This window comes from Pseudomonas sp. P4_C8 (genome assembly GCF_056401975.1).
In genome coordinates this window covers 1-23,104 of record NZ_JBFUIH010000044.1, presented here as the reverse complement: position 1 = coordinate 23,104, position 23,104 = coordinate 1, and the positions used below count along the sequence as shown (strand labels likewise).

Here is a 23,104-nt window from a genome sequence, read left to right as displayed (position 1 = left end):
AAGTGGCTTGTTTAAAAACCATCAAGGTTACGTCCTGAAAGCTACAAAACCTTGCGCCGTTGCCTACGGCTGCGCCAGAATCCGCCGGCTTGTGCGCCTTGGGGCCACTCGGTAACTTGATTCGTGTCACTGCCCATCAGTGATCGGGTTTAGTAGCCCGTGGTTTACTCAAGGCGCATAGCGCATCAAACAGTCGGGGATCTCGTCCCTGCACTTTATGGTGGCTGTGCGTAGGGCGCCCTCGGGCGCGCCGGCTCCTTGGGTCCCCGGTCTACTAACCTGCGCACAGCTACCACCTCTCCTTATTAGTAGAGAAGCGGTCGTAGCTCTCACTTTAAGGACCCAAATGATGTTCAAGGTAACGCCAAATCCGCCGGACACCGATCCGGTATCCCCGTACGAACCCGATTCAAAAAAGCTCAATGAGGCCGCCGAGCGGGCTCTGAACTTCCACTTCCCGTCGAATGCCGACATCAAGGCAACCAAGCGAACACGCAGTACCCTGTTTTCCGTGGACCCAGAAGCCACGACCGAAACCCTGGCGGTTTTTTTGGTCGAGACGCTGGCCTCGGTCGATGTGATGGTCCATCAGTTGGTGGATCATCTGGAGGGTGAGTCGCGCTACGCCCTGCTGGGTATTTCCAACAGCATCATGGTGGCCGAGATCACGGCGAACCGGGTGTTGGATACGATTGATCCACCTGCGTAGGTGCGCTCTGCTGTGGTGAGTGAGTAATAGAGTTGGGCTGTGCAGTGGTGCCTTTTTTGGGGCCGATGCGGCGTTCCGACAAGCTCCCTCGCCACAGGTTTCTCGGTGTTTGTATCTGCTCGCTGGCTGGTATTTTGGCTTGAACGTCAGGGTGTTCGAACTCAAAAACTGTCGGGTTGGGTTTTCTGCCATTTGGCACTATATTCAATGCCATATGTCGGAGCGACGGAGGCGGCCATGAGCGCCAAGAAAAAAGATGTTGTAGGTGGTGAGCTTGTCAAAGTTGACAGCCTTAAGAGAACGGTTAAATCACGCGCCCCCAAGGTTTCCGTCACCGTTTTGGAAGACGGTCGGCAGGCGCTTACAGTGACAGGGAAGGATTCGATTGCTGCACCACAACTGGTTACGATCCTGCTCGCAGGAGATTTGGGTGATGATCGTATGGCGATCTATAGGGCCGTTAAACACGGTTTCCCGCTGCAGTCGGTGCTGGATATGATCGAAAACAGCACTGTGTATAAGCAATGCGGGGTGTTGTCGAAGATCGTAGGTGCGTCTGATCGTACGCTTGCGCGGCGACTGAAAACGCCCAATGAAGCGTTGACCCCGGAGCAAAGCACGCGAGCGCTCAACTATGCCGAGGTGTTGGAAAAGGCCACGGATGTGCTGGGTTCACGTGAGCTTGCCGAACAGTGGATGGTCAAACCTGCGCGGGGTCTGGATGGTGAGACGCCTATCGACCTGATTTCAAATTCGGTCGGGTATGAGTTGGTGACTGACTTCCTGACGCGCATTGAATACGGGGTCTATTGATGGCTAAAGACCCTTTGAACAGTGAGATTCATTTCTGGCGCCTTGATCCTGCTGAGTATGCCACCACCTGGAATTCGGGCGTGGGGGCTGAAAAGGTGGGCGGGCGCTGGAACCCTAGGGGTATGGCCACGGTTTATGCCGCCCTGGACGCCTCTACGGCCATCCTTGAGGTGGCGGTGCATAAGGATTTCGATGCACTGGATTGCAAGCCCCATTGTCTGACGCAGGCCCGGGTGCTGGACCCGTCGAAGATTTATGTGGTGCAGCCGGAGAGTATTGCGAACCCGAATTGGCTGGTACCGGGTACCCCAAGCCGCAGCCAGCAGCAGTTCGGTGCGGACTTGTTGAGCCAGCATCCCTTTGTGCTGGTCCCTTCTAGTGTTTCGCCGCATAGCTGGAATTTGCTGATGAACCCGCAACTGGCTCTTGGGTTGTACGAGCTGGTGTTGCAGGAGCGTTTCGCCCTTGATGGGCGGCTTAATAAGCCGTTGCCCTGAAGATGGTTCAGCCCCTCTGGATCTGTGTCCGCCTACCTTCGAATGTCTGGCTGCTTAATGCCTTTTGCCATTAGCTACAGACAGTTTGTTTTCGATGAGAAGGCACTGACCAGCGCTTGCAGGTGGCCAATCTGAAGGTCAATAAACTTTCCTGCTGGAAAAGAAAACCCCGCCGCCGCGAAAGTAGAAAAACAGGCCAATGATCCGCACTCTCTGTCGAATGCTGAAGACATCTGCTGTGCAGCCTTTCAGCCAATTTTATCGAAAGAGCTTAATTCCAGAAAATCACTGAAGCGCTCAGGCTGAATGTTTAATGGATTTTAGCCACCTCGTCTACGTCTGTTTCGATGTGGATCAAACTCGTTCGTTAAACCAACTAAAAAGTTATGAGCTAATAACACTTGGCTTATAGCTTTTCTTCGGGCTTCGTAAAAAATTTGCTATATGGCTGTTCTTATATCTTTAGAATAATTTGTGATTGGTCAGGGCCGCTTTTATGTCTTTATGATCTGTCCCACAACTACTCGTGAGACAGGAGGTAGCTCGATGGCCATTCAAATTAAACCGGTCGCTGGTCGAATTGGTGCGCAACTGGAAGGCGTGAAATTAGGTGGAGACATCAGTGCTGAGCATTTCGAATTTATTAATCAAGCACTGTTGAAATATAAAGTGCTGTTCTTTCGCAACCAACATCTGGATGACGCCGGGCACGAAGCTTTTTCCCGGCACTTCGGGGATCAGGTGCCGCATCCGACCGTGCGTTCTGCTGAACAAAGCGCCGCCATATTGCATCTGGACGCCAAGGAAACCCGAGCCAATTCCTGGCACACCGATGTCACCTTTGTTGCCAATTACCCGAAAATATCCATCTTGCGCGGTGTGGTTATTCCACCTTATGGCGGTGATACGGTGTGGGCCAATACTGCGGCGGCCTACGCCGATTTGCCCGAGCCATTAAAACAACTGGCCGATAATCTACGCGCCTTGCATACCAACTTATATGACTATGCGGCGCCGCGTAATACCAATGAGTCAGGTCTCAAACGTTATCGCGAACAGTTTACCGCTGAAGTCTACGAAACCGAACATCCCTTAGTGCGGGTGCACCCGGAGTCGGGTGAAAGAAGTTTGTTGTTGGGGCACTTTGTCAAACAGATACAGGGAGTAAGCAATAGCGATTCGAAACAACTGATTCGCCTGTTCCACGACCGTATTACCCATGTCGACAACACCGTGCGCTGGCGCTGGGAGGAGGGCGATGTGGTGATCTGGGATAACCGCGCCACGCAGCACATCGCGATCAACGACTACGGCGATGCCCCGCGCATCGTGCGCCGAACCACCATCGACGGTGATGTGCCGGTCGGGGTGGATGGTCGCTTGAGTCAAGCGCTCAAGCCAAGCCCGGATACCCGCTCGCCGAAAACCGAAGCCGACAAAAAACATCGCGCCGCCTGACAAGCGAGTCTCACGGACACAAGGAAGGTTGCATATGGAACTCAAAGGTATTGCCCTGTTTCACAAACGCAGCATCGCTGCAGCACTGGCGGCGTTTTTTGCAATACCCCTGGCCCAGGCCGATGTATTGCGCATTGGTGTAGCGACAGCTGGCGGCGGTGACCCGGTGACGTTCAGTGGGTCGCCCCTGGGCATCGTGCGCAATCAGCAACTGCTGGAAAAAGCCTTCGCCGGGACCGGGACCGAAGTGCAATGGTTCTTTTTCAAGGGGGCTGGTCCCGCGGTAAACGAAGCCTTGTCAAACCAGCAACTTGACTTCGCCTACCAGGGCGATCTGCCCGCCGTCGTCGGGCGCTCCAATGGACTGGACACCAAACTGCTGGCCGCACTGGGCGTACGTGCCAATCTTTACCTGGCCGTTCCCAAGGGATCTGACGTCAAAGGCATCGCTGAACTGAAAGGCAAGAAGGTGGCGATCTTTCGTGGAACCAACGGCCATCTGGTGACGATCAATCTTTTGGCGGAGCAGGGTCTTACCGAACGCGATATCAAGGTCATCAACCTCGATACCGGCAGCACTCAGGCTGCATTGGTATCCAATGGGGTAGATGCCGCATTCGGCGGTCGCGAGTTGTTCAAGCTGCGCGATAAAGGCCTGATCGACATCGTTTACGACAATCCCACTCAGGATGTGCGCTACACCCGACAGACCGCACTGGTCGTTCGGGGTGCCTATGAAAAAGAACATCCGGACAACGTGCAAAAAGTCGTCGACACGCTGGTGGACGCGGCGAAATGGGCGTCGGAAGAGAGCAATCGTGACGCGGTCTTCACTGAATGGGCCAAGAGTAATGAACCGGCAGAATCACTACGCGCCGACTTTACCGGGGTCAGCATCAGGGACAGAGCCTCGCCTCTGGTCGACAACTTCCTGCTTGGCCGCTATCAGGCCGTGGCGGATCAAGCCAAGGAAGAAAAGCTGATCCGTCGCCCCGTCAGTATCGATGGCTGGTTCGAGACCAGCTATTTGCAAAAATCCCTCAAAACCAAGGGCCTTGAGAACTACTGGACGCCCTACGGTCCGGATGGCAAACAGCCGGCGGGTAATGCAGTAGCGGCCGCGACCAGCAAGCAAGGGAGCTAGGCAAATGGCCAGGGCACAGACCGTCAAACTAGAGCAGTACGCGGCACCGGGATTTGCGGGCGATAACGTCAAACGTTTTCCACCGTCACCGGCCCGCCCAGTTCGCAAGATTGAAGTGTCGCGCCAGTCAGCCTGGCCCGTCAGTCTGGTTGACAAGGCCTTGCCCTGGCTGTTGCCGCTGGTATTGCTGGGCTTATGGTACCTGGGGGTGGAACGCGGCTGGCTTTCAGAGCAGGTGCTACCCCCGCCAGTCTACGTCTACCAGACCTTGTCGGACCTGGTCACCAGCGGTGATCTCTGGCTGAACGCGTCCGCCAGCCTGCAGCGGGTTGTCGTCGGATTTACATTGGGCGCCTTCACCGGCATAGCGCTGGGCCTGGCCATGGGACTGTCCAGGACGCTAGAGGATTATCTCTTACCCACCTTCAACGCACTGGTGCAAATACCGGTACTGGGCTGGTTACCGTTTGCCCTGTTGCTGTTCGGCATCGGCGAGACGCTCAAGTATGTGCTGATTGCCAAGGCAGCCTTGGTGCCGATCACGCTGTGCACCTTGCAAGCTTTCCGCCAGGCGCCCAAAGGGTTGTTGGAAGTCGGCCGGGCCTACGGTTTCAGTCGTCGGCAAAGCGTCACTTCCATCGTCTTGCCTGCGGCTATCCCGACGCTGTTTACCGGTTTGCGTCTGGGGTTCACCAAAGCCTGGTTATCGCTGGTGGTGGTCGAGCTGGTGGCATCGAGTGAGGGGTTGGGTTACCTGATCGTCTATGGCCGTCAGCTGTTTCAACTGGACTTGGTGATGGCAGCCGTTGTGGTGGTGGGTGCGCTCGGTCTGCTGATAGACCGCGGTTTTGATTACGCGGAGAAACGCCTCAATCGTGGTCGGCCAACTGCCGGGGGGCGTCTGTCATGAGCGCGATCTTGTCAGTCGGTAGCGGTAGCCGCCGATATCGCGGTTGGGTCTTGCCCATTTCGGTCATTGCCGTGTGGTGGTTGGCTTCGAACCAGGGCTGGAGTCATTCGGGGTTGTTCGTTTCGCCAGAAAAAGTGGCTGCAACGGCCTGGGATCAAATCGCCTCGGGCAAATTCTGGCGGGCCATTTCTGCCAGCCTGGCGCGCAACCTCAGTGGTTTTTTTATCGGTACTACGCTCGGCCTGGTACTGGGTTGCCTGCTGGGCCTGTCGCGGAATTTCGAACGCGTGGTCGGGTCGAGCTTCAATACCTTCAAGCAAATATCGCTGTTCGCCTGGATTCCGTTGATCTCGGTGTGGTTCGGCCTGGGCGATGTGGCCAAGGTGGTGTTCCTGTCATTGGCAGCACTGGTGCCTGTGGTGGTCAATACCTGTGACGGTTTGCGCAACGTCCCGCCCAACCTGTTGGAAGTGGCGCGGGTGTACGGCTTCACCCGTTGGCAAACCATCGTCGGGGTGATGCTGCCCGCCGCCTTGCCGTCGATTTTTACCGGGCTTTACCTGGCGCTGGTCTATTCCTGGCTGGCGACCATCGGCGCTGAATACTTGCTGGTATCGGGGGAGGGGATCGGCAACACGCTGATTGATGGCAGCGAACATTTCATGATGGACCTGGTGTTGTTTGGAATGGTGATTATCGGCCTGGTGGGATGGGGCCTCAACGCAGTGGCCCGGACACTTGAGCGGCGGATGCAGCGCCTATATGGCATCGCTCCTCGTTGATTGGCACTTTCAAAAGGATTGCGACATGCTCAACAACAGCCTGACCCTGGAAAACATCAGCAAGCGTTTCGCTTCCCGACCGGGCAGTTCGACGCAACTGCAAGTACTCGACAACATCCAGCTCGACATTGCGCCTGGCGAGTTCATCAGCATCGTCGGCGCCAGCGGCTGCGGCAAATCCACGCTGCTGCGCCTGATTCTTGGCCTGGACGAAGAATACGACGGGCGCATCCTGCTGGATGGCAAACCCATCGAAGGCACTGGTCTGGAACGCGGCATCGTGTTTCAGGATCACCGTTTGTTCCCTTGGCTCAACGTCGAGCAGAACGTCGCTGTCGGGCTCAAGAATTCACCCCTGAGCGCTGCGCAGAAACGCGAGACCGTGCGCGAGCACATTGAACTGGTCGGCCTGCAAGACTTTATCGATGCCTACCCGCATCAGATATCCGGCGGCATGGCGCAACGCGTGGCGATAGCCCGCGGCCTGGTCAATCGACCGAGCGTGCTCTTGCTGGATGAACCGCTGGGTGCGCTCGATGCCTTGACCCGTGCGCGCCTGCAAGGCGAGCTGCAAAACATCTGGGCCAAGGAAAAAATCACCATGATCCTGGTCACCCACGATGTTGATGAGGCGGTATTCCTCGGTGATCGAGTGGTGGTGATGCAACCGAATCCTGGCCGCATCCGGCGCATTCTCGACATCGATCTGCCGCGCCCGCGCAACCGCAGTGACGGCTGCTTCATCGCCCTGCGCGACGATGTGCTGAGCGATTTCGCCGAGCTGCACTGAGCCTCTGCACCGCGCGCAAGCACATATTTTTCATGCTTGTTTTTTTCAGGGAACGGGAAATGTCCGAACGTCAGCTCAGCCTCAACCTATTCATCTACCCGAACGGCCATCACGAAGCCGCCTGGCGTCACCCGCAGTCGGTGCCGGAAGCTTCCATGGATATCGGCTATTACCAGCAACTGGCGCTACGCGCTGAACGCGAGAAGCTTGATGCGATTTTCTTCGCTGATTCGCCATCACTGGCCGAAAGCGGGCGTGAAGGTCTGCGCATTCGTTTCGAACCCGTTACCTGGCTGGCGGGAATTGCTGCGGTGACCCAACGCATAGGCCTGATCGCCACGGCCAGCACGACCTACAGCGAGCCTTACAATCTGGCCCGCTCGTTCAGTGCGCTGGATCACCTCAGCAAGGGTCGCGCCGGTTGGAACATCGTCACCACTTCCATGGCGGCTGCAGCCGCCAATTTTGGCCTGGACCAACATCCGTCGGCTCATGATCGCTATGCCCAGGCCGAAGAATTCGTGCAGGTGGTCGGTGACCTGTGGGACAGCTGGGAGGACGACGCGCTGGTGCTGGACAAGAATTCCGGGGTGTTTGCCGACAGTGACAAAGTGCATTCGATCAACCATGTGGGCACTCACTACAAAGTCAAAGGCCCATTCAACTCGCCACGCTCCCCACAGGGGCGACCGGTGCAGGTGCAGGCCGGGTCTTCCGAAGATGGCCGTGATTTCGCCTCCAGGCATGCCGAAGCGATTTTCACCGCGCACCAGACCCTGCAAAGCGCGACCGAATTCGCCAACGATATCCGTGCTCGGGTGAAAGCGGTGGGGCGCGATCCTCGCCAGCTGAAAATCCTCCCGGGCATCAGCCCGTACATTGGCAGCACCGAAGCCGAAGCCCAGCGCAAGTTCGATGAACTCAACGACTTGGTGCTGCCGCATGTTTCACTAGGCCAACTGCGCCGCATGTTGGGTGTCGACCTGTCCGGTCACGATCTGGATGCGCCATTCCCGCGCCACCTGGTCAATTTCGACAGCAGCGAGAGCCAGTCCAGTCGCTTCAAATTGATCCTCGACATCGTCGACCGCGAGAAACCGACGCTGCGTCAGCTGATTAATCGCCTGGCCGGTGCTCGAGGGCATTGGGTACCGGTCGGTACGCCGGTGCAGATTGCCGACCTGATTGAACAGTGGTTCCGCAGTAGCGCTGCCGATGGTTTCAATGTGATGCCGCCAGCGTTCCCCGAGGGCTTTGAAGTGTTCCTCGATGAAGTGCTGCCGATCCTGCGCAAGCGCGGGCTGTTCCGCCATGAATATGCGGGCAGTACGCTACGCGAGCATTATGGTCTGAGTCGCCCGGTGTCGCGTTTTGCCCTGAAGTCCGCTTCAGCGACCTTGCCATTGCGCAGCGCAGTGCAATCGATTCCAGACCCTGTTTGATCTCATTCAGGGCGATTCGAGTCAGGCAGGCGGTCCATACACCGACTATCTGACTCGCTTTTGTACATGTAAACATGCGTCGTCGTACAACATGGTTCATCGCTCCGAGTCCCCACATCCCCTCGTCAATGCCCGACAATTCACACGGCTAATGATCGCTGTACCCAGCGAGTTCTATAACAAACCGAAATTTTCCCAAGCAATCTTCGTCAAGACCAACGGCTATCTTTGATATTGACAGCCCACCCTCGAACTCGATATAAAAGGCACAGTTGTACGACGACAGACGATGCATCGACTGTTCATGCCAAAAAATAAAAAGAGTGTCGGCCCCATCATGAATTCAACTTGCGAACTCATCCCCCTCAACGTCGCTTCCTCTGGCCTGATCTTGTCTGCTTGCGCGCCCGCACAGTCAGTTCCGTCGCAGGCGACGGTCCCGCCAAACCCCTGCTAGTACTCGCTACACGCCCAGCTCCAGCCACCAGCAATCGCACTGCGCGTGATGCAACCGGCGGCGGGGTACAGCATAAGTTGATCGCAAGACCCGGCTGAATCTGACCAGCCTTGACGCGGACTCTTTGCGTCTTGGCAATGCTCTACGACACAATTGATCTCGCTTGAAACCGAGAGATCATCACCATAATCCAATAATAAAGTGATGCCATGAATCTGAACGAGCCCATCAATGCGAACGCGCAACGCGTCGGCCAAACGGTCGGCAAATACCGCTGGACGATCTGTGCGCTGTTGTTTTTCGCCACTACCGTCAACTACCTGGACCGCCAGGTACTGAGTCTGTTGGCGCCGCAACTGTCGACGCAGTTTGGCTGGAGTAACACTGACTACGCCAACATCGCCTCGGTTTTCCAGTTTGTGTACGCGATTTCCATGCTGTTCGCCGGTCGCTTCGTCGACAAGATCGGCACCAAGAAAGCGTATATCTGGGCGATTGGCATCTGGTCCACCGGTGCGGTCATGCACGCCTTCGCGGTGCCGATGGGTGAGGGCATTGGCGCCCTGAGCAGCGCGCTCGGCCTTGCCGTCATTCCGGTCTCGATTGCCGGTTTCATGCTGTCTCGCGCGGTTCTGGCGATTGGTGAAGCGGGTAACTTCCCGATTGCGATCAAGGCCACCGCGGAGTACTTCCCGAAGAAGGAACGCTCCTTCGCTACCGGCATCTTCAACTCCGGTGCCAACGTGGGCGCGGTCCTGGCGCCGATCTGCGTACCGCTGATTGCCGGTATTTGGGGCTGGGAAGCGGCCTTTATCGCGATCGGTATGCTGGGCTTCGTCTGGGTCGCCGTATGGATTGCGCTCTACCAGAAGCCGGATCATCAAAAGCGTCTGTCGGCAGAGGAACTGGCATACATCCGTAGCGATGAACCTGTGCAAGTAGCCACCCCGGAAGTGTCGGGTGTCGCTGCCAAAAAAGTATCGTGGTTCAAGTTGCTGACTTACCGCCAGACTTGGGCGTTTGCCTTCGGCAAGTTCATGACCGATGGCGTGTGGTGGTTCTTCCTGTTCTGGCTTCCGACCTACCTGTCGGCGCAATACGGCATGAAGGGAGCGGCCATCGTGGCGCCGCTGGCCGTGTTGTACAGCTTGACTATGATCGGCAGTATTGGTGGCGGCTGGTTCCCGAGCTACTTCATGTCCCGCGGCGACAAGCCATACGACGGTCGCATGAAAGCCATGCTGGTGATCGCGCTGTTCCCGTTGGTGGTGCTGCTGGCTCAGCCATTCGGTTACATCAGCTTTTGGGTCCCTGTGTTGCTGATTGGCGTTGGCGCATCGGCGCACCAGGCGTGGTCGTGCAATATTTTCACGACGGTGTCCGATATGTTCCCGCAAAAAACCATCGCTTCGGTGGTCGGCATTGGCGGCATGGCGGGTGGTTTGGGTGGTGTCGTGATGACCAAGGTTGGCGGTTATGTGTTCGACTACTACAAATCGATCAACGATATTCACACCGGCTACATGATCATGTTCGCTATCTGTTCGGTAGCCTATCTGGTGGCATGGAGCGTGATGAAGATGCTGGTGCCACGCCACAAGGAAATCACTGATCTGTAAACAACGGTCAATGCAGTAGAAAGCCCCGTCCCACTTGAGTGGGGCGGGGCTTTTTCGTTTCAAGCATCTGATCCGTATTTTCGCGTGCTATCTGCCTCTGTAATGCACTCAGATGGAGGCTCACAATGGCGGCACACAGCGAACTCATAATGTAGGAGGCCCCAATGGGCAAGATGGCAATTTTCCTGGGTGGATTTCTGGTGCTGACCATTTTGATTGGTGCCCTGGCCACGATCTCTCCCGTTTAATCCTTTCCTCCGATACGCCGATGCTTAATGCCGATCAAACATCTTCCCGCCACCGCCGCGCCTGAACCACCAATGCCGGCGCAAAGTGCAGCACAACCATGCGCACCAGATGATGAGTCAGGATGAACACAACGTTCAGCCCGCCACTGAAGGCGACCATGGAGATGGTCTCGATGGCGCCCGGCATGTAGGCCAGCCATAACGACCAAGGATCGCTGCCCCCAACCCGCCCGGCCACGCTGGCAAACGCTGCGGCGATCAGCAGCATCAGGCCAACGGACATCAGCGCAGCACGCCCGTGGCGAACAAGTTCGGCGAAGCGGATGTCCTTGAATTTCGAGCCGATCAGTACACCGAGCAGGATGGCCGCGGAGTCGACACTCCATGACGGCATGTGAAAGCCCTGCAAGTAGCCGGACTTGACGTAGACGCCGGTGAGCACGATGGCGGTGAGCATGAACGGTGCCGGCACGCCAACGTTCAACAGCAAACGACCGAGCAACAGGCACAGGGCGATCAGCGACAGCAGGCTCGGCGCCAGGCTCAAGTCCAACGGGCTGCTTTGGGCAATCGCCACGTCTGCCTGTCCGGGAATGCAAAAGCTGACGAGGAGGGTGATGGAGAGCAGTCGCACCAGATGCACGACGATCACCTTGCTGGACGCGCGTTCGGATTCGAGCAAGTCGAATACCGCCGCGAGTGCGCCGGGGTAGACGGCCAGCAGGGTATCCTTGCGGTTCCATCCGGCGATTTTCAGCAGCGCAAAACCGGCCACCGTGCTTTGAACCATCAGGCACAACAGCATGACGCCCAGGCTGGGCAAGATGGCAGCGACCGTGTGGCTGTCCCACGACGTAAACATCAAACCGGTCGCGATCCCCAAGACGATTTGCACATAGCCGAGGCCGAAGCGCAGGGTAGGGGAGAAGCGCAGGTTACTGGCGATCATTGCGCTCGCGAGTATCGAGCCCAGCAACAGGCCGTGGGGGATGCCGGCGTATTGCAACGCGGCGCCGACGCCGGTGGCGATCAGTAAACACAGTAGGGTTTTCATGAGCCTTCCTTGATTCTTGAATTCCCCGACGCTTAAATCCGGGCCGCCCCTGTTTTCCCACCTAACGGCATGATGCGTCAACAACGCTGGTCATCCTGTCCTTTAGGCGACATCTCCTGGCTTACTAGCGTTAGTCGGTAATCTGCGGACGGGTTAGAGTCGTGATCACGTTCCTGGCAAACCCGGATGACCCTGATGACGCGCCCTCGTTTCTTACCCGACAACTTCACCCTGACCCTGATCGGCGTCGTGCTGCTTGCCAGCGTGTTGCCGGTCAGTGGTCAGGTCGCAGTGGGCTTCGGGTGGCTGACTAACATCGCCATCGCCCTGCTGTTTTTTCTGCATGGCGCCAAACTGTCACGCGAGTCGATCATTGCCGGTGCCGGGCATTGGCGCCTGCATGTGCTGGTGTTCAGTCTGACCTTTGTACTGTTTCCGCTGCTCGGCCTGGCACTCAAACCGGTGTTGTCGCCGCTGATCGGTGACGATCTGTACATGGGCATGCTCTACCTCTGCGCGTTGCCCGCAACAGTGCAGTCGGCCATTGCCTTTACCTCTCTGGCGCGAGGCAACATTCCGGCGGCGATTTGCAGTGCGGCGGCGTCCAGTCTGTTCGGGATCTTCATCACGCCCTTGCTGGTGACGCTGCTGCTGAATGTGCAGGGCGATGGCGGTTCGACCCTTGATGCGATTGTGAAGATCAGTGTGCAACTGCTGCTGCCGTTCATTGCCGGGCAGATCGCGCGGCGCTGGATCGGCGCCTGGGTCGGGCGCAACAAAAGTTGGCTGAAGTTCGTGGATCAGGGCTCGATTCTGTTGGTAGTCTTCGGCGCGTTCAGCGAAGCGGTGAATGAAGGAATCTGGCATCAAATCCCGTTGTGGGAACTGGCCGGGCTGGTGGTGGCGTGCTGCGTATTGCTGGGGTTGGTGTTGGTGGCCTCTACGGTGCTGGGCAAAGCCTTTGGTTTTAATGTGGAAGACCGCATCACCATCCTGTTCTGCGGTTCGAAGAAAAGCCTGGCCACCGGTGTGCCGATGGCCCAGGTACTGTTCGCCGGCAGCACCATTGGCGTGTTGATCCTGCCGCTCATGCTGTTCCATCAAATTCAGTTGATGGTCTGTGCCGTGCTGGCCCAGCGCTACGCCAATCGCCAGGAATCGGTTGCTGAACTGATGGCGCAAGTAGATCCTTGATCGCCTGAGTTCCGAACCTCATCTGGAGTGATGCATGAAGGTTGGCGTGATTTCCGATACCCATGGCTTGCTCCGCGCCGAAGCCCTTGCGGCGCTGGAGGGGTGTGAGCGGATCATTCATGCGCAGAGCGTTACTGCAGCGTTGCTACTCTAATCAAATGCGACCGAATGAGTGGCTCAGGAACGTCGATCCGGGAACTGATCCCCAAACATAGGGTACCCGCCGGCGGAACCTTCGAGCGTCGCCTCATCCTGGATTACATCCCAGTGTTCGACCATCACACCGTCCTCAAGACGCAGGATATCGACCACGACCCAGTTTGCCGGTTGGCCGATTCCAGTGAACCGACCGTGCAACATGACGAAGTCATCTTCAGCGACTGCCAGCTGGCATTCGTAGCGCATATCGGGCGATCCTGCGGCGACCAGCTCGAACAGACCCTCGCGACCGGGCGGCACATGGGCACTGTGCTGGATATAGGAGGGTGACCAGAAGCGTTCGGCCGTCGCCAGATCCTTGCGATTGAAAAGGGTTGCGAAGCCTTCGAGGACAATGGCCTTGTTCTCGGCGGGGGTACGTGAAGTCATGGTCGGGTTCCTGCTATTGATGTAAAGGGTTGGTGGCTGAAGGGCCGCCCAAAGTTGCCTTGTTGTGTCAGGCGACAGCGGTAGAAATGTGGCGCGGATAATCGGTGTAGCCCCGGGCTCCGGATGCGTAGACGGTGTTCCAATCTATCTCCGCGAGCGGTGCTCCGACTGCGAGTCGTTCAACCAGATCCGGATTGGAAATGAAGGGCCGCCCGAAGGCGATCAGATCGGCGCTGCCTTCAGCAATGAGTCGGTTACCGCGTTCAGCATCCATCCCGACATTGGCGATCAATGTCCCCTTGAAAATGGAGCGCAAGTGCCGAAACATGGCATCACCCGCGAGAGGCTCTAGAGATGTGCCAGCGAAATCCGTCGTTGCTCCCATGATCAAGGCGTGGGAAAGACCGTAGTCACTGAGTTCGCGAATCGCGTATTCGGCCATGGGCAATGTTTCGTCATTTGCAGCGAAGGCGCCAACCTCGTTCATCGGGCCAATTCGGACGCCGACCCGGCGGGGATCGACCTCTTGTAGAACCGCCTCAATCACTTCGAACAAAAAGCGCGCCCGCTTCTCAATGCTTCCACCATATTCATCGGTTCGCAGGTTGGTTGTGCGGTTCAGAAACTGCGCAATGAGATACAAATAGTTGGCCTGAATTTGCACACCATCGAAGCCGACGCTCATGGCGTTGCGAGCCGCTTTCGCATAATCGGAGACGGTTCGGTGAATGTCCGAAAGAGTCATCGGACGTGGCGCTACAGTGGGTTTTCGACCAAGTGGCGTGGTGCTTTCATAGCCGATATTCACATCGGACGCGGACATCGGAGCAGCGCCAAAATCGGGATGTGAAATCGCCCCTGTGTGCCAAAGCTGAGCGACCATGCGACCACCTTTTGCATGCACGGCCTCAAGCACGTGAGACCAGCCTTGCAGTTGCTCCTTGCTCCACAGGCCAGGTGTGTCGGCCCAGCCAACAGCCTCCGGACTGATGGATGCGCCTTCGGAAATGATCAGTCCCGCCGATGCACGCTGCGCGTAATACTCGGCATGCAGTTCAGTCGGCACCAACCCCGGGTTGGCAGCCCGCATCCGCGTCAGTGGTGACATGACGATGCGGTTGGGAAGTTCGAGGTCGCCCATGAGGGTCGGCTGGAACAAGGGCGCCTTGCTTGAAGTGGTATCGATCATGAGACCCGCCTCCTGGAAAATTATGCCTGCAATGTCACTTGTTTCACGGGGGGCCGGCCATTGCGATGCAGTCGCGATCAATTAAAAGCCGGTCCGTTTGCAATCATGTCGTTGAACCCGTTGACCCAGGCATGCTCGTTCGGACCAGGATTGGCGCGCATGGCATCGGCCGGAGCGACGAGGATTTCGTTGGCACCGCTTTCGAACTGTTTCATCGCTTCTGTAATGAATTGGTCGAGGGGAATGGCGCGTTCCTCCTCGCTGCTGTTGAGCAGCTCGGTGCGTACCCACGGTGGTGCGATCTCGACCAATTGGATGCCGTGTTCGCGTAGCAGATAGCGCTGCGACAAGGTGTAGGAGTGCAGCGCTGCCTTGGTCGCCGAATAGACCGCCGTCACGGCCATTGGCACGAAGCCGAGCACCGAGGAGACGTTGACGATGACCGCATCAGGTTTGGACTTCAGATGCTCGACCAGCACCGAAGTCATCCGGATCGGACCCAGCAGATTTGTGGTGACTGTCGAGAGGGCAAGCGCATCGTCCACCGGACCTTCTGCATGATCAACCAGCATGATGCCGGCATTGTTGATCAGCACGTTGAGCTCAGGGTAATTGGCGATGAGGTGCTGAGCTGCTGCCTGGATGCTGGCCGTGTCGGTGATGTCGAGCTCGATGGCGGCCATGCCGGGGTTGGCGTCGAGCGTCTGCTGCAGTCGCTCCTTGCGCCGTCCGGAGATGATCACTTTATTGCCGAGCCTGTGGAAGGCTTCGGCCAGGCCCTGGCCGATACCGGACCCGCCGCCAGTGATGAAAATAGTATTGCCGGTCATACGCATCACACTTCTCCTGGAGAGATGAAGTAAGGAAATCCCGCCACGAACGAACAAGTCGACCGATGTGTCGTGCAGGCAGTGGCGCTAAGTTGGCAGCTTCGGCATGAACGGAGTAGCCACTCTTTTTCGCTATCATTTATGTAAAGGATGCATAGGCATTGCTGCACTATGCCGACCTGACGCTAGCTTGAAATGCCACTTCCCTCGCCAGCCAGGCTAGCTATAAGGTGCTCGATCAAGGCGCGGCCGGCACTGCGAGTACGCGAGCCATGGGGGAAGTAGGCATGAACAGGTACGGATTCGGTCTCCCAATCGGTGAGCAGTGCGACGAGTTCACCGCTTTCAAGCTCCCGTCGGCACGCCCATGCCGTTGTCGAAGTAATCCCTAAACCAGCAGTTGCCGCTGCGACAGCGCCTTCGTTTTCGTCGGTCGAGAAGTGAGCCTCAAGCTGAATTGTCCTGGTCTCGCCATCGCGTTTGAACATCCAGCCACTCGGGACAGTCGAGGCTGGCCCCGCGATGATTCGATGCGATTGCAGATCCTCAGGCGTAGTGGGCTCCCCGGCGGCGTGCAAGTAGGACGGTGAGGCGAGGATAAATCTGGAGATCGTCATGATCTGACGGCTCGTAGCACTGGAATCCAACAGCCGTCCCAACCTTATCGCTACATCGATATTTTCGCGCACCAGATCCTGCCAATGATCGGCGAGCAGGACTTGGATATGAAGGTTGGGGTGTATCGCTGCAAACGACGCCATACGCGGAATGATTTCCCGTACGCCGATGCTCGTTGGCATGCTGATCCGGACAACGCCACGTAGCTCTCCACCCCCGCGAACGCTTTGCTCTGCTTCTTCCACCGCGGCGAGGATGGGCTCCATGCGCGCCAGAAAATCTGCCCCTGCCTCAGTGGGAACGACTGCACGTGTCGATCTCGCCAGTAGCAGGGTGCCGAGATCGGCTTCGAGTTCGGCAACAATCCTGGAGACCTGGGATTGAGAAAGACCCACTTCGCGTGCCGCGGCCGAAAAGCTGCCCAGTCGCGCCACCCTTGTGAAAAGCCTGTAGGAGAAAAGGTCCTTCATGCGTTAGCACCTTCCATCAGCCAGCATGCACCTTGAGTCCGCTGGAAGAAGCTACGGTGAAACGGGGCAGTAAGCTGGCGCATCGCTGCTTGGGTGATTGATTTTTTTTGCGGGGAGGTAGCTGGGGCACTATGACCCCAGTTACCAGTGGTGAAAATTATCACGCAACTTCAGTGTGGAAAGGATAGTCCGTGTAACCCACTTGCGTGCCGCCGAAGAACGACTCGCGGTCGTACGGGTTCAGCGGCCAGCCGTTGCGCAGGCGCTCTGGCAAGTCAGGGTTGGCGATGAAGTGGCGGCCGAATGCGACCAGGTCTGCATCGCCGGCCTCGAGGATCGCGTTGGCCGATTCACCGGAGAAGCCGCCCGCCGCGATAAGGGTGCCCTTGTAGTGCTGGCGGATGAGTTGGGACGCCACCGGATTCTGGTCCCGGCGCTCGTCTTCGACGAGACCCAGGATGCGTGGCTCGATCAGGTGCAGATAGGCGAGGTCCAGCTTGTTCAGTTCGCGCGCGACATAGGTGAACAGGCCAATGGGGTCGCTGTCGGACATGTCGCCGAAATTGCCGCTCGGCCCCAGACGCACCGCCACTCGATTGCTGCCCCAGACGGAGATCACCGCCCCTACCGCTTCGAGCAGGAACCGGCTGCGGTTTTCGAACGAGCCACCGTAGATATCCGTACGTTTGTTGCTGCCGTCCTGGAGGAATTGATCGAACAGGTAGCCGTTGGCCGAGTGCAATTCCACACCGTCGAATCCGGCTGCGATACCGCGTTCGGCCGCGGCGCGGAAGCTGTCTACCAGCCCGCGGATTTCAGCGATGGTCAGTTCGCGCGCCGGGGAGCCCGGGGTCCAGCCGGTCTCGGTGAAGGCAAGGCCGCCGTGCTCCACGACGGAAGGGGCCACGGGCTGGGCGCCGCCCGGCTGCAGGAGGCTATTGGACTGGCGCCCCGCATGATAGAGCTGCAGAAAGATTTTGCCACCCTTGGCATGAACGGCGTCGGTCACGAGCTTCCAGCCGGCGATCTGGCTGTCGTCATACAGACCGGGAGCACCGAGGTAGCCATTACCATTGGCTGCGGCGATAGTGGCTTCGCCGATCAGCAGGCCACCGGCGGTGGTACGTTGGGCGTAGTACTCGGCCATCAACTGGCCAGGGATGGCGCCCGGCTCGGCACGCATGCGGGTAAGTGGCGCCAGAACGACGCGATGGGAAATCTGGTATGGGCCTATCTGGATGCTCGTATGCAGTTTGGACATGACATCGATACCTATCAGTGGTGGGATGGGCGCAATGTAGGCGTAAGATTCGCGGAGAAAAATATCCCGCGATGCCGAACATTTCGGATGGTTTTTCCGTAATCCCGCCTTGTTGGTGGAGTTCTACTGGTGCAAGCAGGAAGAGTGATGGAAAGTCTGAGTGGCATCTCAGTGTTCGTGCAGGTTGCCGAAACGCGCAGCTTTACCGAGTCCGCCCGCCAGTTGGGGGTGTCGTCCTCGACAGTGGGCAAAACCATCGCTCGAATGGAGGAACGCTTGCATGTGCGGCTGTTTCATCGCAGCACACGCAGCATCACGCTGACGGCCGAGGGGACTCTGTTCCTTGAGCGCTGCCGCCGCATCCTCAGCGAGGTCACCGCTGCCGAGTCCGAGCTTTCAGGCCTGGCCGGCAGTCCACGTGGGCGGCTTCGCGTGGGCACACCTCTACTGGGCGACCTGATGATGCCGGCCTTTGACGGGTTCATGGAGCAGTATCCGGAAGTCGAACTGGATATCGATTTTTGCGACCGCATGGTCGATGTGATCGAGGAAGGGTTCGACGCCGTGATTCGGACCGGCGAGCAAACCGATTCTCGCTTGACCGCGCGCCGCCTCGGTTCCTGTGCACATGTGCTGGTGGCGTCGCCGACGTATCTCAAGCGGTATGGCGTACCTGCTAATCCGCGTGAACTGGAACGCCATTCTTGCCTGCAGCACAAATTCCCTGCGACGGGAAAGCTGGAGCGTTGGCCGTTGCGGCTCGAAGCATCCGAGGCTGAATTGGTGCTGCCCGCCACGATGACGTCGAACACGATCGAGCCTCTTGCCTACTCCGCAATCCAGGGCAGGGGGATTGCCTTTCTGCCGGCTTTCCTGGTGCACGAAGCGCTGGAAAGTGGCCAGCTGGTCACTGTGCTGGACGATTACATTGACCGCCAGGTCGTCTTCTGGATGCTGTGGCCAGCCAGCCGTTATGCCTCGCCCAAGTTGCGCGTTTTTATTGACTACATGAGTGCGCACTTGCGCATCTGATTGCTTACGCCTGTAGCTTCAGGCGCACGCCGTCGCGGTTGGAGATCTCGATGGCATCGATCAATTCATGCATGCGCATGGCATCTGCCAAGGTAGGTGCCAAGTGGGTACCGTCGCGCACATCCTTGGCGTAGGCAGCACCGCATCGAAATAATGACCGCCATAGATGGAGAGCAGGCTGGAGAAGTTCTCCGGTGGAATGGTGAAGTGCAGGGCGGCTTTGCGCTCGCGCTGGAAATATTCAACGCTGATATGCAGCCGCACTGAACGCAGTTCCCCGATGTAGCCGTCCTGCAACAGGTCGCGCACGTAGCGATAATCCGGGTTCAATCGACGTTGCCTTCATCGACACCATGTTGCGTCAACACGCCCATACCAAGCAAAAAGACTTTTTCGAGTTTGACCTGGAGGGGGGGCATATTGGGCCACCCCAACCCCACCCCCTACAACCGGGTCGAGGTGGCCCATTCAATGCCTCACAGATTCAACAATCGCATCACTTCACATCAAACCGATCCAGGTTCATCACCTTGGTCCATGCCGCCACGAAGTCTTTAACAAACTTCTCCTTCGCGTCACTGCTCGCATAAACCTCAGCCAGCGCCCGCAACTGCGCATTCGAACCAAAAACCAGATCCACACGCGTCCCGGTCCACTTCACTGCACCGGTTTTGCGATCACGTCCTTCGAACTCTTCAGCGGCCTCGGAGGTGGGTTTCCATTCCACGCCCATGTCGAGCAGGTTGGTGAAGAAGTCGTTGGTCAGCGCTTCCGGTTGTTGGGTGAAGACGCCGTGTCGGGTTTGTCCGACGTTGGTGTTCAGCACGCGTAGGCCACCGATCAGCGCGGTCATTTCTGGCGCGGTGAGCGTCAGCAGTTGCGCCTTGTCGATCAACAGTTGCTCGGCCGGCACGCGGTAGCGGGTTTTCAGGTAGTTGCGGAAGCCATCGGCAATCGGTTCGAGGAAGCCGAAGGAAACCACGTCCGTTTGCTCTTGCGATGCGTCCGTCCGTCCTGGCGTGAACGGCACTGTGACGTTTTGGCCGGCGTTTTTTGCCGCTTGTTCGACACCCGCATTACCAGCCAGCACGATCAGGTCGGCCAGCGAGATTTTCTTGCCGCCGGCGTTGAACTCGCTCTGGATGCTTTCGAGTTTCGCCAGTACGTTCGCCAGTTGTTCAGGCTGGTTGGCTTGCCAGGATTTCTGCGGGGCCAGACGCAGGCGTCCGCCGTTGGCGCCGCCGCGCTTGTCGGAGCCGCGGAAGGTGGAAGCGGCTGCCCAGGCAGTCGATACCAGCTGCGAGACCGACAGGCCGCAGGCAAGGATTTTGCCCTTGAGTGCAGCAACGTCGCTGTCGTTGACCAGGGGATGATCGACCGCCGGGATGGGGTCTTGCCACAGCAGTTCTTCGTTCGGCAATTCCGGGCCGAGGTAGCGGGAGAGGGGGCCCATGTCGCGGTGGATCAGTTTGAACCAGGCGCGGGCGAAGGCGTCGGCCAGTTGATCGGGATTGGCCAGGAAGCGTCGTGAAATCGGCTCATAGATCGGGTCGAAGCGCAGGGACAGGTCCGTGGTCAGCATGGTGGGATTACGCCGTTTGGACGGGTCGTGGGCATCCGGAATGGTGCCGGCACCGGCGCCGTTTTTTGCGACCCACTGGTGCGCCCCAGCTGGGCTTTTGCTCAGTTCCCAGTCGAAGCCGAACAGGTTTTCCAGGTAGTTGTTGCTCCATTTTGTCGGCGTGTTGGTCCAGGTCACTTCCAGACCACTGGTGATGGCGTCCGCGCCTTTGCCGGTACCAAAACTGCTTTTCCAGCCCAAGCCTTGCTGTTCGAGACCAGCAGCTTCGGGCTCGGCACCGACATTGTCGGCAGGTCCGGCGCCGTGGGTTTTACCGAACGCGTGACCGCCAGCGATCAGCGCCACGGTTTCTTCGTCGTTCATCGCCATGCGGGCGAAGGTCTCGCGGATGTCCGTGGCTGCAGCGACGGGATCGGGATTGCCTTCAGGGCCCTCGGGGTTGACGTAGATGAGGCCCATTTGCACGGCGCCGAGCGGGTTTTCCAGATTGCGGCCCTGTTCGGTGCGGCTCTCCTCGTTTGCCCCTGGTTCAGCAACCAGCGGGCCGTCGCCGGGCTCTTGCATGGGCTTGTTTTCTTTGCCATAGCGGATATCGCCGCCCAGCCATTTGTTTTCTGCGCCCCAGTAAACGTCTTCGTCCGGCTCCCAAACGTCCGGACGACCACCGGAAAAACCAAACGTTTTAAAGCCCATCGACTCCAGTGCAACGTTGCCGGTGAGCACGATCAGGTCAGCCCAGGAAATGTTGCGACCGTATTTTTGCTTGATCGGCCAGAGCAGCCGGCGCGCCTTGTCGAGGCTGACGTTGTCCGGCCAGCTGTTGAGCGGTGCAAAGCGTTGCTGACCGGAGCCAGCGCCACCCCGACCGTCACCGGTACGATAGGTGCCTGCGGCGTGCCAGGCCATGCGAATGAAGAGTGGCCCATAGTGACCAAAGTCCGCTGGCCACCAGTCTTGCGAATCGGTCATCAGCGCTGTGAGGTCTCGCTTGACCGCTGCAAAGTCCAGTTTTTTGTACGCTTCGGTGTAGTTGAAACCCTCGTCCAGGGGATCGGACAGGGATGAGTGCTGGTGCAGGATTTTCAGATTCAGTTGGTTCGGCCACCAATCGCGGTTCGTCGTGCCACCGCCAGCGGCGTGGTTAAACGGGCATTTCGATTCATTTGCCATGTGCGAGCTACCTTTGGTCGTGATCATCCGGGCTATCCGGCCCGTTGTGGGCTCTAAATAGCGACGAGCGAAAGCAATGACACAGGCTGCTGGGCCAGCAGTTCGATTCACTGATTGTTTTGATTACACGGAAATCGGTACAGCAGAAAACGAGGTGCAATCACGGTGGCCCACGGCAGGCTTAGTCATGTTTCTGACTCATTCCTGTCTCCTTATCAGCTCAAATCCGGCCGGCTGACGCCAGCGCAGGGATAAGGTTAGACGCCTATCCGCAAGTCAGCTAATAGGTGGAGTATTCGGGGCTCATAGGCAAAAGCTTTTGCCGCAGCCCTTGAGTTGCCCCGCCGGCCGCCACGACTTCGGAACCCCTGCCGCCCAGGCGAATCAATTTGATTTGTAGGGACATCATTTGCCCGGAGTGTCGACAACCCGAATCACCCTGAGGCTGGAAGGAAACGCGTCAGGCCAGGAGACCAGAGCATGCAGCCCAAGGCAGATGCGCGATACGACCTGACGTTGTTGAGTCTGCTGGTATTGATCGCCGTGGTGCTGGGCTATTCGCCGCACAGCCGGATCGATTGGGCGCTGGAAAACCTGTTGGCGCTATTGCTCGTCGGCACGTTGGTGGCGGTCGCACGCTGGTTTCGTTTGTCTGCTGTGTCCATCACCCTGATTTTCGTGTTCCTGTGTATTCACGAATTGGGTGCTCACTACACCTATGCCGAAGTGCCTTATGACCGTTGGTGCTCAGCCTTGACCGGGGTCGGCCTCAATAAGGCACTCGGGCTGCATCGCAATCACTTTGATCGACTGGTCCATTTGAGTTACGGGCTGTTTATGGTTTATCCCGTGCGGGAAGTGCTGTTGCGACTAACCCCATTGCGGGGTTTTTGGGTGGTTTTTATCGCGTTGAACATCATGCTGTCGACGTCGGCTATATATGAACTGGTGGAATGGATCGGCGGGGCGTATCTGGGAGACGACACTTCACGCGCGTTTATCGGCGCACAAAACGACCCGTGGGATTCGCAGAAAGACATGGCGCTGGCGGTCACCGGCGCCTGTGTCAGTCTGTCGGTGATGTTCCTGATCAAACTAAAGAAGGCATGAGCGCGTAATGCCGATCAGTTAAGCCATAACGCGATCCGTAGCAGCTGGCGAAGCCTGCGTTCGGCTGCGCAGCAGTCGTAAAACCTGAGTTTGCGGTCTTCCTGAAACACTGCATCGGTCTTCCTGAAACACTGCAT

Annotated in this window: 21 protein-coding genes and 1 pseudogene; 14 read left to right on the top strand and 8 right to left on the bottom strand. The window is 57.8% G+C overall.

The window, feature by feature from the left end; translation table 11 throughout:
* Window positions 1-349: 349 nt before the first annotated feature.
* The 10 genes from AC1DWM_RS23900 (at window position 350) to AC1DWM_RS23855 (ending at window position 10,621) form a co-directional block, all read left to right on the top strand.
* Window positions 350-709 carry a DUF6124 family protein gene (locus AC1DWM_RS23900; protein ID WP_477796303.1) on the top strand — a complete coding sequence of 120 codons (360 nt, stop codon included), beginning with the start codon at window positions 350-352 and terminating at the stop codon, window positions 707-709.
* Between the two features lie 237 nt (window positions 710-946).
* Window positions 947-1,522 carry a type II RES/Xre toxin-antitoxin system antitoxin gene (gene parS, locus AC1DWM_RS23895; RefSeq protein ID WP_477796289.1) on the top strand — a complete coding sequence of 192 codons (576 nt, stop codon included), beginning with the start codon at window positions 947-949 and terminating at the stop codon, window positions 1,520-1,522.
* Window positions 1,522-2,019, top strand: coding sequence for an RES family NAD+ phosphorylase (locus AC1DWM_RS23890; protein WP_477796288.1), 498 nt, complete (start codon window positions 1,522-1,524; stop codon window positions 2,017-2,019). Before parS ends, AC1DWM_RS23890 begins: the two co-directional genes overlap by 1 nt.
* A 546-nt stretch (window positions 2,020-2,565) precedes the next feature.
* Window positions 2,566-3,477 (top strand): TauD/TfdA dioxygenase family protein, encoded by a 912-nt coding sequence (locus AC1DWM_RS23885; protein ID WP_477796287.1) that lies wholly within the window; start codon window positions 2,566-2,568, stop codon window positions 3,475-3,477.
* 34 nt (window positions 3,478-3,511) lie between these two features.
* Window positions 3,512-4,621: an ABC transporter substrate-binding protein gene (locus tag AC1DWM_RS23880; protein WP_477796286.1), complete on the top strand. Its 1,110-nt coding sequence runs from the start codon at window positions 3,512-3,514 to the stop codon at window positions 4,619-4,621.
* Between the two features lie 4 nt (window positions 4,622-4,625).
* Entirely contained in the window at window positions 4,626-5,531 is a 906-nt protein-coding gene (locus AC1DWM_RS23875; protein ID WP_223517561.1) for an ABC transporter permease, read from the top strand.
* The gene (locus AC1DWM_RS23870; RefSeq protein ID WP_477796285.1) at window positions 5,528-6,313 is read left to right on the top strand and encodes an ABC transporter permease; all 786 of its coding nucleotides are present in this window, start codon (window positions 5,528-5,530) and stop codon (window positions 6,311-6,313) included. The genes AC1DWM_RS23875 and AC1DWM_RS23870 overlap by 4 nt, the downstream gene beginning before the upstream one ends.
* 25 nt (window positions 6,314-6,338) lie before the next feature.
* Entirely contained in the window at window positions 6,339-7,103 is a 765-nt protein-coding gene (locus AC1DWM_RS23865) for an ABC transporter ATP-binding protein (protein ID WP_477796284.1), read from the top strand.
* 59 nt (window positions 7,104-7,162) lie between these two features.
* Window positions 7,163-8,545 carry an LLM class flavin-dependent oxidoreductase gene (locus AC1DWM_RS23860; RefSeq protein ID WP_223517566.1) on the top strand — a complete coding sequence of 461 codons (1,383 nt, stop codon included), beginning with the start codon at window positions 7,163-7,165 and terminating at the stop codon, window positions 8,543-8,545.
* Between the two features lie 666 nt (window positions 8,546-9,211).
* Complete coding sequence (locus tag AC1DWM_RS23855; protein WP_477796283.1) at window positions 9,212-10,621, top strand: MFS transporter; 1,410 nt, start codon at window positions 9,212-9,214, stop codon at window positions 10,619-10,621.
* A 282-nt stretch (window positions 10,622-10,903) separates the two neighbouring features.
* On the opposite strand, the gene AC1DWM_RS23850 is transcribed toward AC1DWM_RS23855, so the two are convergent.
* Complete coding sequence (locus AC1DWM_RS23850; protein ID WP_223517574.1) at window positions 10,904-11,923, bottom strand: AbrB family transcriptional regulator; 1,020 nt, start codon at window positions 11,921-11,923, stop codon at window positions 10,904-10,906.
* Between the two features lie 195 nt (window positions 11,924-12,118).
* Here AC1DWM_RS23850 and AC1DWM_RS23845 point away from each other — a divergent pair, with 195 nt between their 5' ends.
* Window positions 12,119-13,117, top strand: coding sequence for a bile acid:sodium symporter family protein (locus AC1DWM_RS23845; protein WP_477796282.1), 999 nt, complete (start codon window positions 12,119-12,121; stop codon window positions 13,115-13,117).
* 34 nt (window positions 13,118-13,151) lie between these two features.
* A pseudogene (locus tag AC1DWM_RS23840) lies at window positions 13,152-13,268 on the top strand (metallophosphoesterase family protein); the annotation flags it as partial.
* Between the two features lie 26 nt (window positions 13,269-13,294).
* On the opposite strand, the gene AC1DWM_RS23835 reads toward AC1DWM_RS23840, so the two are convergent.
* From AC1DWM_RS23835 to AC1DWM_RS23815, 5 genes are all read right to left on the bottom strand, one after another.
* Window positions 13,295-13,705 (bottom strand): nuclear transport factor 2 family protein, encoded by a 411-nt coding sequence (locus AC1DWM_RS23835; protein WP_223517576.1) that lies wholly within the window; start codon window positions 13,703-13,705, stop codon window positions 13,295-13,297.
* A gap of 67 nt (window positions 13,706-13,772) precedes the next feature.
* A complete protein-coding gene (locus AC1DWM_RS23830; RefSeq protein ID WP_223517577.1) occupies window positions 13,773-14,894 on the bottom strand; it encodes an alkene reductase in 1,122 nt (373 codons plus the stop codon).
* A gap of 77 nt (window positions 14,895-14,971) precedes the next feature.
* The gene (locus AC1DWM_RS23825; RefSeq protein WP_477796281.1) at window positions 14,972-15,730 is read right to left on the bottom strand and encodes an SDR family oxidoreductase; all 759 of its coding nucleotides are present in this window, start codon (window positions 15,728-15,730) and stop codon (window positions 14,972-14,974) included.
* Between the two features lie 179 nt (window positions 15,731-15,909).
* Window positions 15,910-16,812: a LysR family transcriptional regulator gene (locus tag AC1DWM_RS23820; RefSeq protein WP_223517580.1), complete on the bottom strand. Its 903-nt coding sequence runs from the start codon at window positions 16,810-16,812 to the stop codon at window positions 15,910-15,912.
* Between the two features lie 160 nt (window positions 16,813-16,972).
* Window positions 16,973-18,073, bottom strand: coding sequence for an alkene reductase (locus tag AC1DWM_RS23815; RefSeq protein ID WP_223517582.1), 1,101 nt, complete (start codon window positions 18,071-18,073; stop codon window positions 16,973-16,975).
* A gap of 147 nt (window positions 18,074-18,220) precedes the next feature.
* On the opposite strand from AC1DWM_RS23815, the gene AC1DWM_RS23810 reads away from it, so the two are divergent.
* Window positions 18,221-19,105 carry a LysR family transcriptional regulator gene (locus tag AC1DWM_RS23810; RefSeq protein WP_223517584.1) on the top strand — a complete coding sequence of 295 codons (885 nt, stop codon included), beginning with the start codon at window positions 18,221-18,223 and terminating at the stop codon, window positions 19,103-19,105.
* A gap of 60 nt (window positions 19,106-19,165) precedes the next feature.
* Here the strand turns inward: AC1DWM_RS23810 and AC1DWM_RS23805 are convergent, their stop codons facing one another.
* Window positions 19,166-19,435: a hypothetical protein gene (locus tag AC1DWM_RS23805; RefSeq protein ID WP_223517586.1), complete on the bottom strand. Its 270-nt coding sequence runs from the start codon at window positions 19,433-19,435 to the stop codon at window positions 19,166-19,168.
* Window positions 19,436-19,601: 166 nt separating this feature from the next.
* Window positions 19,602-21,857 carry a catalase/peroxidase HPI gene (katG, locus tag AC1DWM_RS23800; protein ID WP_477796280.1) on the bottom strand — a complete coding sequence of 752 codons (2,256 nt, stop codon included), beginning with the start codon at window positions 21,855-21,857 and terminating at the stop codon, window positions 19,602-19,604.
* Between the two features lie 480 nt (window positions 21,858-22,337).
* On the opposite strand from katG, the gene AC1DWM_RS23795 reads away from it, so the two are divergent.
* Window positions 22,338-22,967: a DUF2238 domain-containing protein gene (locus tag AC1DWM_RS23795; protein ID WP_223517589.1), complete on the top strand. Its 630-nt coding sequence runs from the start codon at window positions 22,338-22,340 to the stop codon at window positions 22,965-22,967.
* Window positions 22,968-23,104 lie beyond the last annotated feature (137 nt).

What these genes read in the sequence shown, in the direction of transcription:
- AC1DWM_RS23900 (WP_477796303.1), top strand. Translation starts at nt 350, where the DNA reads ATGTTCAAGGTAACGCCAAATCCGCCGGACACCGATCCGGTATCCCCG.
- parS (WP_477796289.1), top strand. Translation starts at nt 947, where the DNA reads ATGAGCGCCAAGAAAAAAGATGTTGTAGGTGGTGAGCTTGTCAAAGTT.
- AC1DWM_RS23890 (WP_477796288.1), top strand. Translation starts at nt 1,522, where the DNA reads ATGGCTAAAGACCCTTTGAACAGTGAGATTCATTTCTGGCGCCTTGAT.
- AC1DWM_RS23885 (WP_477796287.1), top strand. Translation starts at nt 2,566, where the DNA reads ATGGCCATTCAAATTAAACCGGTCGCTGGTCGAATTGGTGCGCAACTG.
- AC1DWM_RS23880 (WP_477796286.1), top strand. Translation starts at nt 3,512, where the DNA reads ATGGAACTCAAAGGTATTGCCCTGTTTCACAAACGCAGCATCGCTGCA.
- AC1DWM_RS23875 (WP_223517561.1), top strand. Translation starts at nt 4,626, where the DNA reads ATGGCCAGGGCACAGACCGTCAAACTAGAGCAGTACGCGGCACCGGGA.
- AC1DWM_RS23870 (WP_477796285.1), top strand. Translation starts at nt 5,528, where the DNA reads ATGAGCGCGATCTTGTCAGTCGGTAGCGGTAGCCGCCGATATCGCGGT.
- AC1DWM_RS23865 (WP_477796284.1), top strand. Translation starts at nt 6,339, where the DNA reads ATGCTCAACAACAGCCTGACCCTGGAAAACATCAGCAAGCGTTTCGCT.
- AC1DWM_RS23860 (WP_223517566.1), top strand. Translation starts at nt 7,163, where the DNA reads ATGTCCGAACGTCAGCTCAGCCTCAACCTATTCATCTACCCGAACGGC.
- AC1DWM_RS23855 (WP_477796283.1), top strand. Translation starts at nt 9,212, where the DNA reads ATGAATCTGAACGAGCCCATCAATGCGAACGCGCAACGCGTCGGCCAA.
- AC1DWM_RS23850 (WP_223517574.1), bottom strand. Translation starts at nt 11,923, where the DNA reads ATGAAAACCCTACTGTGTTTACTGATCGCCACCGGCGTCGGCGCCGCG.
- AC1DWM_RS23845 (WP_477796282.1), top strand. Translation starts at nt 12,119, where the DNA reads ATGACGCGCCCTCGTTTCTTACCCGACAACTTCACCCTGACCCTGATC.
- AC1DWM_RS23835 (WP_223517576.1), bottom strand. Translation starts at nt 13,705, where the DNA reads ATGACTTCACGTACCCCCGCCGAGAACAAGGCCATTGTCCTCGAAGGC.
- AC1DWM_RS23830 (WP_223517577.1), bottom strand. Translation starts at nt 14,894, where the DNA reads ATGATCGATACCACTTCAAGCAAGGCGCCCTTGTTCCAGCCGACCCTC.
- AC1DWM_RS23825 (WP_477796281.1), bottom strand. Translation starts at nt 15,730, where the DNA reads ATGCGTATGACCGGCAATACTATTTTCATCACTGGCGGCGGGTCCGGT.
- AC1DWM_RS23820 (WP_223517580.1), bottom strand. Translation starts at nt 16,812, where the DNA reads ATGAAGGACCTTTTCTCCTACAGGCTTTTCACAAGGGTGGCGCGACTG.
- AC1DWM_RS23815 (WP_223517582.1), bottom strand. Translation starts at nt 18,073, where the DNA reads ATGTCCAAACTGCATACGAGCATCCAGATAGGCCCATACCAGATTTCC.
- AC1DWM_RS23810 (WP_223517584.1), top strand. Translation starts at nt 18,221, where the DNA reads ATGGAAAGTCTGAGTGGCATCTCAGTGTTCGTGCAGGTTGCCGAAACG.
- katG (WP_477796280.1), bottom strand. Translation starts at nt 21,857, where the DNA reads ATGGCAAATGAATCGAAATGCCCGTTTAACCACGCCGCTGGCGGTGGC.
- AC1DWM_RS23795 (WP_223517589.1), top strand. Translation starts at nt 22,338, where the DNA reads ATGCAGCCCAAGGCAGATGCGCGATACGACCTGACGTTGTTGAGTCTG.